This is a genomic window from Rhizobium sp. G187 (assembly GCF_051549525.1).
GTDB lineage: Bacteria > Pseudomonadota > Alphaproteobacteria > Rhizobiales > Rhizobiaceae > Allorhizobium.
On record NZ_JBPUGM010000002.1, the window covers coordinates 150,906 to 163,956 of the forward strand.

Consider the following 13,051-nt stretch of genomic DNA (forward strand, 5'->3'; position numbering starts at 1 on the left):
GCGGTCCCGTCGAATCGTGACCAGTCTGTGCACACGGCGTGTCGACGCCATCCAGGTCTCCTTGCCGGAGGGATCAGGATCCGTCCGGTCCTCGCGGAAATCAGGTCATTTTCTGCAGAGACGAACCGAACGCCTTGAGCTCAAGCTCGACCATTGGGCGCCGCTTGCGCTCATACGCGGCCCGCGCAATGTCCAGGATGCGGGAGCGAAGGCGATCGAACGCCATGAGATAGTCGCGCTCTTCGTGGATCTTGACAGTCCCCTGCGGATGAAATGCCGCAACGGGAAGAAGGAAAAGGATCTGGTTCAGCCCATCATAGCCAATGAAGCGGATGAGGCCACGCGTGTCGTCATACGCACGGCTCGGGTTGGAAAAGGAAAGGGTCACAGGGACATCTCCCTGGCGCGTGTTTCCCTACCGGGCAATAAAGCCCGATCGGCCCACAGGGTGAGTGAGGCAATGAGGTCCGTGCGTGCCTGAACGCCACGCTGGAAATCGGCCATCACGTGGCGCGCGGCCTGACGGTCCAGCTCGCATATAGGGTCTTCATAGCGGAAGCCCATATTGCGAAGGACATCCTTGATAAGGCTGATATCGGCAAGGCTGATGACAGAATCGGTAGGGTCGGAAGACATTCCGTCCTCCTCAATTGGGGCCAGGGTGCGTGCCGCCCAGAAAGTGGCAGTGCCCGTACAATGGCTGCCACTGAGATCAATATGGGCCGTATACCGGAAATTGCAAGGCGTTCGCCAACAATCCTTCAAGGCGAAACCTTTCCGGTTGGCTTCCGCCCTCCGGTTACGTGACACCCTGTCGGAAAAGCATTGCCTTCTATCCGCCCTGCTGGTGCTCATGCGTGAACAGTGACCAGGCGGAGATGAACAGGGCCGCAATCAGCGGCCCGATGACGAAGCCACTGATCCCAAAAAGTGAAATGCCACCAACGGTCGAAATCAGCACGACATAGTCGGGCAGCCGCGTTCCCTGGCCGACCAGAGGTGGACGCAGCAGATTGTCGATGAGACCGATCACCAGGACGCCGACGGCCACCATGATCAGCCCCTTTAGCCACGCACCGATCAGAAACAGCCAGATCGCAGCGGGCACCCAGACAAGGGCCGCGCCGACGGCGGGCAGCAAGGAGAGGAATGTCATGATCACGCCCCAGAGCAGGGGAGCCTCGATCCCCAGCGTCCAGAACGCAACGCCGCCAATGAAGCCCTGGACCACCGCAATGATGACATTGCCACGAACTGTGGCGCGAACCACAGCGGCGAACTTGTCCAGAAACTGCCGCGTATAATCGTCGCTAAGCGGAATGGACTGCCGAAGCGTCAATCCGAGAGATGCGCCATCGCGAAATAGGAAAAACAGGAGGTAGAGCATCAGTCCGAGGCTGATGAAGAACTCCAGCGTGTTTTGGCCAAAGCTCAGGACGCTGCCGGCAATCGTCTGCCCTGCCTCCATCGCGCCCGCCGAGATCTTTTCCCGCAGATCGGCAAAGCCGCCCAGTTTCAGAGATGTCAGCCAGCTGTCCAGAAACGTCGGCAGCGCATCCTGCAGTCGCAGGAGATAGACGTTGAGGTCAATCTCCCGGCTCTCGATCCGCTGATAGAGGCTTGTTCCCTCCTGAACGAGCGAGCCGAGAATGGCGAGTGCGGGAAGAATGACCAGGCAGATGCACAGCAGAACGGTCAGCAGTGCCGAGACCGTGCTACGGCCCCGGAGCAGCCGTTCCAGCCGCTTGTGAACCGGAAAGAAGACGATCGCCAGGATGACGGCCCAGAGAACCGCCGTGTAATAGGGAACGAGAAGCCAGAGAAAGGCCAGGGTCACCAGAACCAGAAGGACGTAAAAGCTCGTTCTTTGAATGGACATGAGGGACCGGGTCTCTGGAGGGCAGGACTGAATGGGGCAAACGCCTTCAGTGTCTTGGCGTTCCGAAGCGACCTTTCGATGACCATGATCGGCAATGGAAGCATGTTCGAAGTGGGCGCTCGCTTGGGTTGAGCCGTATATGCTTCACGCTCTTACCATGAGTTAACGTTTACTAAACCATGATCGCTTATGGTTAACGAAACGAAAATTGGTAGTCATCGCTGATGAAACGGCCTGTGGTCATTGCGTCCCTTACTGTCCTTTCCACTGTGTTGTTTGGTTGCACTCAAACACACAGGCCGGTTCGGCCTGAAGTCACGATGCCTGACCGTTTTTCCACGGGCTCGACAACGGCGATGAAGAGCGACCCCCGTCTGCATGCGTGGTGGCGTGGTTTTGAGGATCCCGTCATTGATCGTCTCATGCGTCAAGGCATGAGGGAAAATCTGTCGATCGAGCAGGCGAGACAAAGGCTTGATATCGTCCGTCTGAAAGGAATTCTGGCCTCATCCGGCTATCTGCCCCAGCTACAGGCGACAACGTCGGCAAGCCGGACTTCTGAAACTGCCAATGGAAACACGCAGCTTGCGACGTCATCGGGCGCAGGCGCTGCATTCTCATGGACTCTCGATATTTTCGGCGGTGGCCGTGCAGCTCTGCGCGAAGCTCATGAGAACAGCGCTGCGGCCATGGCGGATGTTGAGCTCGTGCGCCTTGCCTTTCTGACGGATCTGACGGCGACCTATGTCGATCTTCGGTATAACGAAGAGGCAATTGGCATCTCCAGACGAAATCTCGCATCCTTCCAGCAAACGCTCAAACTTACCCAAGACATGCGCGAGACAGGGATTGCGAGCAATCTCGATGTCGCTCAGGCCCAGGCGCTGGTTGATGATGCGCGCGCCAAGATTCCGCCGATCGAGCGGGATCGCCAGCAAGCGATCAACCATCTGGCAACCCTGCTGGGAACGACGAACTCGGAGATCGAGAAACTTGTCGGCGGCAAAAGTGGACAGCCGAAACTGGCTCTCGAGGCCGAGTCTGGCTTCCCCGCCGATCTTCTTCGGTATCGTCCGGACATTCGGCGCGAAGAAAGACTGCTTGCGGCAGCCGCCGCACGGATCGATATCGCACGATCTCGGCTCTACCCGGCGCTCAGCTTGTCAGGTTCGATTGATTTTGCCCGTCTGATCGCATCAGGCGTTTCTGGCAATGCCCTGTCATGGGCTTTCGGTCCTTCTGTTCTTGCTCCCGTATTCGACGGAGGGCGTTTGCGGGGGGAAGTCGACATCCAGAAAGCCGAAACGAAAGTTCAGTATCTTCGCTGGAAGGATACTGTGTTCCGGGCTGTCGAGGAGGTTGAGAATGCGCTCGCCGCGCTCAACCGTGGCAAGGCCGAGGCCTCTGCGCACAGGCGAAAAGTGACGTCCTTTACGGTAGCAAGAGATCTCGCCCGCGAAAGCTATGTCGGCGGAACCGGCCTCATTCTCGATGTGCTGGAGGCTGAACGCCTGCTCGGCGAAGCGAAGCTCGATCTCGCCCGCAGCCTTCGGGAAAATGCACTTGCCGGAATAAGGCTGCAAGTGGCCTTGGGGAGCGGGGCTGCCGTCGAAATCGACGGCGTTTCTGCCTCGCCCGCTCACCCGGCACCATCACCTGTTCAAAACAGGGCAGGATAACGGACCCTCATCCCGCCGCACTCATTGGCGGGGCTGCCATCAGTCCATCGATTTGGCGCAATGTTGCGTCGAAAACCTTGTCCATTTTTTCGAGCAGAGCCTGCAATTCGGCCGGCGAAGCCCCCGCTTTCGTGCGCAGTCGCGTCTCCATATTGGCGGAAAGGGCAGACAATCCGGTCGCCCCGATCATCCGGCTCGAACTCTTGATCGTGTGCGCAGGCAGGATCGCCTCATCCAATGCCTGCATCGTCAATGCCTCGCGGATCGCCTTCAGATAGTCTGCGGTGTCGTTGCGATACAAGGACAGAAGCAGATCGAACTTCTTCATTGCGTCACGCGTGCGCTGAAACTCGGCAATATCCATCAAGGGCACCTTAGCGCTGCCGGTGGAACCCGACGCTGGCGATACAGGTGCCGCCGTAACTGCGGCTGGAGGCTCTGGCCGTGCGACCACCGGTTTGATCACTGCCGAAGTCTGAGGGATGATGGGCGCAGGCGGTGGCGATACGGCCGGCGAAACATCCGCCTCCCGATCCCAGAAGGTTTCTGACGAATCGACTGACTGTGCCGTTTCCGAAGATGGTGCAGAGTTGTGCGGCTGAACCGCAATCGGGAGGCTGGCCTCGGCCGGAATTCTCAAGCGTGCCAAAGGGGGCTCCACGCCGGTATCCATCCTCTGGGCGCTGCCCAGAGCTGCGACCTTGGCGACCTGTCGAGGAGCGGATTGCGTTGGCGGTCTGGCGTCGATCGGTTCTCCAAGCCAGGCAAAAGCCGGGGTCTCGAGGATTCGGTCGAAAACACCCATCAACGCCTGGTCTTGCAATGGTTTCGACAGGAAGTCGTCCATGCCAGCTTCAAGGCATCGTTCACGGTCGCCCTTGAGGGCATTGGCGGTCAGGGCCACGATCGGTACGCGGCGGATCTTCTTGTCGGCCATCTGGTTGCGAATAATTCCCGTCGCCTGGTAACCATCCATTTCCGGCATCTGACAGTCCATGAAGATGATGTCGAAATCGCCATCTTCCGCCGCCTTGACGGCCTTGACCCCGTTTGTCGCGGTCGTGATCGCAAAGCCGTAGCGGGCCAGATATTCTTCCGCAATCAAGAGATTGACATGGTTGTCGTCGACCAGCAGCAAGCGACGGTTTTCGAAGAGTTGCTTGACGGGTTTCGCCTTTTCGACCACCGCGTCTGTATCGGTAAACGTGCTGTCTGCCCGACCGGCGAGCAGCCGCTTGGCCGTTTCCACGAGTGTCGCTGGGATGAACGGCTTGACGAGGACTTCATCGAAGGCTGCGTAGTTGCGATTGCTCTCGAGATTGCCCAGCACGATCGATTGTGCGGCCGGAATGATCTTGGTCCTGATTGCCTGCCAGTGATCCTTCGCCAGGTGAATGTCACGTTCCTCGTTGAAGATGATGAGACTGAACGGATTTCCGGCGCCGTCGCCGAGGATCAGCTGCTTTGCAAGATCATCTGAATAGGGAAATACGGCGGGCTGCAGACCTGCGCTCTTGAAGGCCTTGCCGACGATTGCGACGACAGCTTGGGAATCGCAAATGAGCGCCACGCTGCCATATGTCCAGGTCGATCCGCCTTTGCCTCGATGGACATCTACAGGGAGACAGATCTCGAACGTGCTGCCTTTGCCGGGCGCGCTCTTGACGGAGATACTTCCGCCGAGAGCCTCCGCCAGCTGTTTCGATATTGCGAGGCCCAGCCCCGTCCCTCCATATCGACGGGTGGTGCTGGAGTTGGCCTGACTGAACCGCTGAAAGAGGCGCTCGCACTCCTCCGTGGTCATCCCAATCCCGGAATCGCTGACCGAAATGCGCAGGTCTCCGCGTGCAGCTGCCGTTGGCACAAAATTGGCTGAAACGACGACCTCTCCCTTTTCCGTAAACTTTATGGCGTTGGAGACAAGATTTGAAACAATCTGGCGCAAACGCATCGGGTCCATGCCGATGATGCCGGGTACGTCCGGATCGATGTCGAGGAGGACGCTCAATCCCTTGTCCTGCGCATTGGCCACGAAGAAGCCAACAGTCTCTCGCAGGTTTTCATGCAGGTCCATGCGGATGATATCCACCGCAAGCTTGCCGCTTTCGAGCTTTGACATGTCCAGGATATCGTTGAGGATGCCGAGCAGCATCGAGCCGGAGGTCCTGATCTGTTCGGCATAGCGTTTTTGTGTTGGCGTGAGTTCCGAGCGTGTGAGCAGCTCCGCCATGCCAAGAACACCGTTCAATGGCGTGCGTATTTCGTGGCTCATCGTGGCGAGGAAATCGGATTTGGCGGTGTTGGCCTCCCGTTCTGCCTCAGCCGCCTGCCGCAGCCTCAATCTGATGCGCTGGTGGCTTCGCTCCGAGACAAAGAACAGTCCGGCCGCAATGGCCGCAAGCCCGATGATCCCTGACGCGAAGAGCGCAACGGTGAGGCTCGCGCCGAAGCTCCGCTCAAACTCGAGTGTCAGGCTGAGATTGCGGGTGGCCACCAGAGAAATCTGGCGTCGCTCCCCGGCAGTCGCATAGCTCAGTATCTGTTCCGGAGAGCCCAAACGACGTGACTGCCCTTCAACCAAATAGCGTGCTTCGATGTATCGGGAGACGCGAAGATCGAAGGTGGTTTCCTCGATAATGGCATCGAGATCGAGCACAGCATAGGTGATGAGCGCATGACTCTGCCCCAGTCGAAGACCAAGCTCGCCATCGGCCTCCAGGCTCTGCATCATGATGATGTCTTTGGGATCTATATGGCGGAACATGCCAGATCCACCACCGGCAAATGAAATAACCAATCCCGGCTGGGCAGCAAGCCTGTCGATCACTTTTTGATAGTCATCGGCCGACACGTCGAGTGTGGGTTTGTTTGCGTAGTATACTTTGATATCGGAGCGGGAGTCGGAATAGAAATATCCCAGCTCAACCAGATTGTTGGAGATCCGGCTGGCTTGCCGCAATTTGGTATCAACTTCGTCCTCCATATCTGCCGAGACGAAGGCAGCCAGATCCTTGATCCGGATGATGACGGTGTCGAATTGCTGCTGGACCAGTTTCGAAACAATGTTGGTTTCATAGTCAAAGTCGTTCTTGTTGGTCCTGACGGATGACCATAACAACCATATCACCAGCGAGACCGCGAGCCCAAGCACCAGGCTGATCACGGCGATCTTGCCACCCGATTTTACAAAAGACTTTGCCATGGACAGACTACCACTTTGCGGGTTTTTGCAGTCGCATCAGGGCCGTCGCCTCGTTGCCGACTTCATTGTAGACGAGCTTGTCGAAGATCAGTGTGTTTGCGCGGGCGATGCCGCGACCGCACAAGGCGGATGACCGGGCAGGATCGACAGTCAGATGCTGGCGCCAGGCAAATCCGGGGCCCGGGTCTTTGACGGTGAGAATGAGGGCGTCTTCCTTCCGGATGATGGTCGCCTCCACTTCCCCCCGATAGGCCGGGTCGGCACTTCTTTCGGCCAGAGCGTCCCGCCAGGTGCCAAGTCCGAGCAGGCGCTGCTTCTCTTGCAGGCCGAACCGCAGCACGCCGTGCTCCACGCCGTTCTGCACAAGTTCATAAATGCCCTGCACGACCTTGTCCGGCGTCGGGTGCACGCTCGACAAGAGACTGCAGACCGGTTCGACATCCTGGGGCGCCGCCAGGGCCATGCGAAGGATGCGAATATTGCCGAACGCAGATTGGTGGGCGCCGATCTTATCGGTGACTTTCCGTTTGCGCCGCACTTCCTGCATCGCCGACTGAAGCACGGAGGTGACGAGCTGTTCGGCTGCCGGCTTTACGAGATAGTAGAAGGCCCCGGCTTCCAGTCCTGCAGCGATGTCGCTCGCCTCCGTTGCTCCGGTCAGCATGATGATCGGAATATCGGTCGTTTCCGGGTCGCGTTTCAGCCGGCGCGTTAAAGCCAGACCATCCATGACCGGCATCATGCGATCGGTAATGACGAGATCCGCGCGACCTGGGTCCTCGCGCAAGAGCGTGTAGGCCTCAGCACCGTTGACGGCCGTCTCGACCACATAACCAAGCTCCTCAACCATAGAGGCAAGCATGGTCAGGCCCATGCGGTCATCATCGATGATGAGGACACGCCCAAGCGACTGGCCGACAGGGCCCGACTGCATTGTTGGGAGAGGCGAGGTGGACATCATCAACGTTCTCCGAAGGCCGTGCCGATATTGCGTTGCAACGGGGTCAACAAATACTGAAAGACGGTCTTGTCGCCGGTGATGATGTCCGCTGTCAGTTCCATTCCCGGCAGGATCGGCGCATCAGGCAAACGCGCCAGCCGGTTGTCGGCCAACTCCAGCTTGACCATGTAGTAGGAGCCCTGGCCTTCTTCCTGAAAAGCAGACGGAGAGATGGAGGAGACGCGACCGCTCAGCCAGCCGAAGCGCGTGAAGTCGTAAGCGGTCAGCTTGACGTTGGCCTCCTGCCCCTCCTTGAGGTAGCCGATCTGGCTCGCCGCGACGCGTGTCTGCGCTACAAGCGGTCCCGACGTCGGAACAATGACGGCGATTTGCTCGCCGGGCGCAACCACTTCGCCGGGGCCGCGAACTCCAAGATACTTGACGATTCCTGCGATCGGCGCATCGACGTCAAGACGGTCACGGCGGCCGTCCTTCTTGCGGATATTGCCTTCGAGGGAGGTCAGGGCAGCCTCCAGTTCAAGAATACGCTGGCTCGTTGCCGATCGGGCGCGCGCCATGACACTTGCCTTTTGCTGCTCCACTTCGGCCAGCCGTTCTGCGGCCCCCCTTTCGCGGCTCGCCGCCGTCGCAACATTTGTCTTGGCTCGGCCGACAAGGCGTGTCCGTTCACTGACCTGTACCTTCGTGGCGACCCCTTTCTTCAGCAGGACGCGGAAGCGCTCCAGCTCAAATTCGGCATCACTGGCTTCGGCTCTGGCATTGTCCAGTTCGCTGGCGGTAACGTCATAGGACAATCGAGCCTGGGTGATCTGCCTGTCGATTTCGCGCAGCTGGGAATCGAGATTGGCACGCTCAGCCTCGAAGGCGTTCAGGCTGTTTCGTCTTTCAGCAGAAAATTCGGAGGGGAGGAAGCTGAAGTCAGGCATGCGGTTGTCCGCCAATGCCCTCTGAGCTTCGATCTGGGCAAGGAGGTCGTTTTTCTGCCGCTCCATGGTCTCCCCGTCTTCGAAGGTAGATGCGTCGCGCAGGGTGATCAGGCGTTGGCCGGCCTCGACGATCTGTCCTTCTTCAACGTCTATGGATTGGACGATCCCGCCTTCGAGATGTTGAACGGACTGCTCGAAGCCGATGGGCAGGAGTGAGCCAGTTGCGACAGCCACCTCGCTGACACGCGCGACGGTCGTCCAGGCCACACCGAAGAAAACCGATGTGGCGACGGTAAGCCCGATCACGCGGGCATATTTGCTAGGGACCGTCTCGCGCACGAGAACGGGTTGGCCCATCGTGCTTGCCAGCTCTCCCGCATGGGGAAGAACGCTCGACGAAATCAGCCTTACGACCTCCCGCAAAGACTTCACGATGCACGCTCCATGATAGTTTGAGGTTTGTTCACAAGAGGGACCTTGCCGTAACGGAGTGCGATGACACGGTCCGCGCGCTGCAGGAAATCCGATCGGTGCGAGATGAACATCACGGTTCGTTTGCCGCGGAACTCTTGAAGCAGGCGATCCAGGATCGGGCCCACGCCGCCATCGAGAAGAGCGTTCGGTATCTCGTCGATCAAGAACAGTTTGCTGTTGATCAGCAGCGCTCGAGCGAAAGCAAATTGATAGCGGAATGTTTCCGAGTAGCGATCGTCGTCGGGTCCGAGCACATTCGTCTCCAGGCCATCCGGCAAACGATCGATGATCGTCAGGAGGCCGACGGAACCCAGGACCTGGCGCACTTGCATGTCAGTCGCCAGAGGATTGGCCGATAGAAGGTTCTGTCGCAGTGTTCCCGGAAATAGCTTGGGCGATTGGGGGACATAGGAGACGCGGCGGCGCAATTCGTGCAAGGGAAGCTGCCGAATGTCGACGCCGTCGATCCGAACGGCACCCAGCGTCGTGTCCACCATGCCGAGGATCATCTTGAAGACGGATGACTTGCCGGTCCCATTTGCACCGTAGATGCCGATCACCTCACCGGGCTCCACCTCCAGATCGAGGCCGACGAAGACCGGACGCGTATCGGCCGCTTTGAAGCCGACATTCACCAGACTGATGGCCCCGGTCAGAGGCATGAGGCGATTTTTCTCGCGCTCGGCTTGCGATTCCGTGGGCAGATCCATCAGTGTGTTGATCTGGCCCAGGCTTCGTCGGATCTGCTCGAAACGCAGGACGGACAGACACATCGTCTGAAACGGCAGCAGTATCCGCAAGCTTACGATCACGAGGGCGAGGAGGGCGGGCCCCGTCATCGCTCCCTGCCATACGCCGACGGCGCTCACGGCCATCACGGCGATGATTGCAAAGGTGTAAAGCGCTGAGGAAAGGCTTTCTGCGACCTGGCCGGTGAACCGCAGACGAAGTTGGGCAGTCTGGTCTCGCTCCGCGACCCGATCAAGGCGCTGGCTCCAGACCTCCTGCATGCCGGTGCTGCGAATGAGATCGAGTTTATCCAGCGTTTCGATCGCCAGCCGTTGCATTTCCGTCGCTTCATCGGCCGCAATACTGGTCAGCACGGCAGCCTTTCTCCAGGCGAGAAGGAATACGGTCATCATCAGGATAATCGACCCCGTGATAATGCCGAGGGCCGGAAGCGAGACTATTCCGACAAATACCAGGGAAAGCAGCGAAATCGGCAGGTCCAGCAGGGTCGAGAAGGTTGGTCCGCTGCAGAAGTCGCGAATGCTTTCGAAGGAGCGCAGGCGAGCAGCCTGGGTCGTGGGTGCGGCGCGCTCCGAGAGCATCGGAGACAGTCTCAGGATCTGCGCGAAAGATGAGGTGTTGACCAGGAACTCAAGACGGCTGGCCAACCAGGCAGAGATCTTGGCGCGCTGCAGAACAAAAACAGTCTCGAATGTTGCCAGCATCAACAAACCGACAACGAGCTGCGGCATGGTGGAAAATGTCGAAAGCCGGATCACCTCTCCGAAGAAGACGGCGATAGCCAAAGGAAACAGAATGCCTGTAACCGCGAGTGCAAGGCTGAGCAGTATCATCACATAGGGAATGCGGGGGAAGCGGGCGAGCAAGGCGCGGGCCCAGCTGTAGCTTGTATGCGTGCGCGCCAGCGGTGAAAGTGGGTTACTGGCACTCTCGAACCGGAAGACCCAGCACCGCAAGTTATTCAGTTCGCGCGCTCCGGACTCGACGACGCGGCTCTCCGTGCCGCTGGCGAGGCGACCGCTCTTGAGGCCACCACTGAGATCGGCTGTCAAAAGTTGCGGACCGATCGCGGTGTCAAGGACGACCGGTTGTCTTGAGAAACTCCAGCGCTCCCAGTCGAACCGATGTTCGGTCACATAGAAACCGAGGTTAGCCATGGAGGCGATGATCGAATCCGGCTGGTTTTTCAATCCACCGGCTGGGATGGCGTTCAGGAGGGTTTTGACCGGAAATTCCTGCCCGCAGCTCTGGATCAGAGCGCAGAAAAGGGCGGTTGCGCGGGGCTCGCTGCCCTGGAGCTCAAATATTGCAGCCGTGCGCGACATTGTTGGTTTGTCTGTTTTGACGTCAACGCTGGTCTCAAGGCGATCGCCCCGCATCCTCTGGTTGGACATGGGTGCCGCCGTCTGTGCTGCTGGTGTTGCAGCAGGAGAAGGAAACTCAGCCCGGAGCTTGCGGCGCATCTCAAGGGCGGCGTTCATAGCACCAAATTCCTGTAGGTGGCGATGTTGCGCGGCGTGCCGGCTTCGTCTGGGCGCAGTCCGGATTCTGTGATCATGAGGCTTCGCTCGGCACCGGCCGTCAGATTGCGATCGTCGGATACGATGACCATTGTCGCCTGGCCTCGAATGGCAGCCATGAAGCGTTGGAGGTTTCCGTAGCTTTGACGGTCCAATCCGCGATCGACATCATCCAGCAGGAGGATGCGCGGACGCAAAACGATGGCGCGGAGGATGGCAAGCTGTTGGCATAGGCTGGTTGGCAGGTTCTCGCTGGCCGTCCCGGTAACGGGAGTGTCCAAGCCTCTGGGGAGCTCGTTGAGGGCGCCTTGTATCCCCATCAACAAAGCAACGCTCCAGGCTTCTTCCAGCGACACTTCTCCAAAGCGGGTAATGTTGTCTCGAATGGTCCCGGCAAATAGCGTCGAATTGCCGGAAACATAGGCGACGGAGCGGTTCAATTGGCCAAGGGGGAAGTCATCAATCGGGTGAGAATTCAGGATCACCTTGCCTTCGTCGGGACGCTCGATTCCCGCCATGATCCGTAAAAGGCGGGAGGAAAGCATCTTGTCGGGGCCAGCCAGCGCGATCATTTCGCCCGGGCGCAATGCCAGATCAATATTTCTGCAACGGTATTCCGGGGTCTCGCCAGCCTTGAAGCCCACGTGCGACACCTCAAGGCGTCCCAGATTTTCAGTCAGCAGAGGTTCGGTGGCAGGCCGCGCAACGGGTTTGTGCATGATCTCTGAGACAACATCTTCTGCGTCGCAGAGATCGCGAGCCTGAACGAGGATGAAGACCGCACGCTGAACGGGGGCAATCAGCCGACCACCAAGCAAGATGACGGCCGACAGGGCGCCGAGCGTCATGATTCCGCTGTTAATCGCATAGGCGCCATAGATCAGAGCGGTGATCGTGATCGCCTGATTGGTGAGCAGTACGCCGTTCAGCAGATGGTTTGATGCATCGGCTGTTCGCATGCTGGTTCGTGCAATGCCGCGCTGCATCTCCTCATAGCGTCGCAGCATGGGTTCTTCGATCACCTGGGCTTTCAGATGATGAATGGCCGAGAGCACTCCGAGCAGGAATCGATAGCGCCGCTCTACCAGACGGTTGAGCAGCGCGGCCTGTCGGCGTAGCGCCGTTGCACCATTCAGCGAAAGCTGAAGCCCGGCGAACAGACAGATGCAGAACAGTGCACCGAGCGTCGGAGAAATGGCGAAAATCAGGAAGAGGATAACGGGCAGGAACATCAGCTCGGCGGCTGCGACGAGCAGCTTTCCGCTGTGGCGCTCCGACACCTGGGCGATGCGGGTGAAGTAGTCGAGGCTGCGGGCGGCCCCTCGCGATCCGGGCGTGTAGTCGCTGGCAATCAGCCGGCTGAGCAGCTTGCGGGTTATATCGGCTGTCGTGACGCGGCCCGCCTCTAACATGATGTAACCACGCGCGAGACGGATCACCGCTTCCGCGATGGCAAGAATGGCGACCGCACCCACCACGACAGAGAGGGTTGAAGACCCCGGCGAGGGCAGAATGCGGTTAAAGATCAGTTGTGCGGCCAGTGGCACCGTCAGGCTCAAGATGTTGAGAGCCATGGTCATGATGAGCAATATGGCGACTGGCGCCCTGTAGAGGGTAACAGGTGCGCCAGTCGAATTTCCCTCAATAGTCCTCATAAAAT

Annotated in this window: 9 protein-coding genes; 1 reads left to right on the plus strand and 8 read right to left on the minus strand. The window is 58.8% G+C overall.

The window, feature by feature from the left end:
- Nucleotides 1-100: 100 nt before the first annotated feature.
- From ACSV9I_RS05565 to ACSV9I_RS05575, 3 genes are all read right to left on the minus strand, one after another.
- Nucleotides 101-388 (minus strand): DUF1488 family protein, encoded by a 288-nt coding sequence (locus ACSV9I_RS05565; protein ID WP_438327811.1) that lies wholly within the window; start codon nt 386-388, stop codon nt 101-103.
- Entirely contained in the window at nt 385-636 is a 252-nt protein-coding gene (locus ACSV9I_RS05570) for a hypothetical protein (RefSeq protein WP_438327812.1), read from the minus strand. The genes ACSV9I_RS05565 and ACSV9I_RS05570 overlap by 4 nt, the downstream gene beginning before the upstream one ends.
- 196 nt (nt 637-832) lie before the next feature.
- Entirely contained in the window at nt 833-1,879 is a 1,047-nt protein-coding gene (locus ACSV9I_RS05575) for an AI-2E family transporter (RefSeq protein WP_438327814.1), read from the minus strand.
- Between the two features lie 224 nt (nt 1,880-2,103).
- Here ACSV9I_RS05575 and ACSV9I_RS05580 point away from each other — a divergent pair, with 224 nt between their 5' ends.
- Nucleotides 2,104-3,558: an efflux transporter outer membrane subunit gene (locus ACSV9I_RS05580; RefSeq protein WP_438327815.1), complete on the plus strand. Its 1,455-nt coding sequence runs from the start codon at nt 2,104-2,106 to the stop codon at nt 3,556-3,558.
- Between the two features lie 7 nt (nt 3,559-3,565).
- On the opposite strand, the gene ACSV9I_RS05585 is transcribed toward ACSV9I_RS05580, so the two are convergent.
- Genes ACSV9I_RS05585 through ACSV9I_RS05605 form a run of 5 tightly spaced genes read right to left on the minus strand, consistent with a single transcriptional unit; the run spans nt 3,566 to nt 13,046 of the window.
- Nucleotides 3,566-6,760, minus strand: coding sequence for an ATP-binding protein (locus tag ACSV9I_RS05585; RefSeq protein ID WP_438327816.1), 3,195 nt, complete (start codon nt 6,758-6,760; stop codon nt 3,566-3,568).
- A 7-nt stretch (nt 6,761-6,767) separates the two neighbouring features.
- The gene (locus ACSV9I_RS05590) at nt 6,768-7,721 is read right to left on the minus strand and encodes a response regulator (RefSeq protein WP_438327817.1); all 954 of its coding nucleotides are present in this window, start codon (nt 7,719-7,721) and stop codon (nt 6,768-6,770) included.
- Nucleotides 7,721-9,079 carry an HlyD family type I secretion periplasmic adaptor subunit gene (locus ACSV9I_RS05595; protein ID WP_438327818.1) on the minus strand — a complete coding sequence of 453 codons (1,359 nt, stop codon included), beginning with the start codon at nt 9,077-9,079 and terminating at the stop codon, nt 7,721-7,723. Before ACSV9I_RS05595 ends, ACSV9I_RS05590 begins: the two co-directional genes overlap by 1 nt.
- Nucleotides 9,076-11,352 (minus strand): peptidase domain-containing ABC transporter, encoded by a 2,277-nt coding sequence (locus tag ACSV9I_RS05600; RefSeq protein ID WP_438327819.1) that lies wholly within the window; start codon nt 11,350-11,352, stop codon nt 9,076-9,078. The genes ACSV9I_RS05595 and ACSV9I_RS05600 overlap by 4 nt, the downstream gene beginning before the upstream one ends.
- A complete protein-coding gene (locus tag ACSV9I_RS05605) occupies nt 11,349-13,046 on the minus strand; it encodes an ATP-binding cassette domain-containing protein (RefSeq protein ID WP_438327820.1) in 1,698 nt (565 codons plus the stop codon). Before ACSV9I_RS05605 ends, ACSV9I_RS05600 begins: the two co-directional genes overlap by 4 nt.
- Nucleotides 13,047-13,051: the final 5 nt, after the last annotated feature.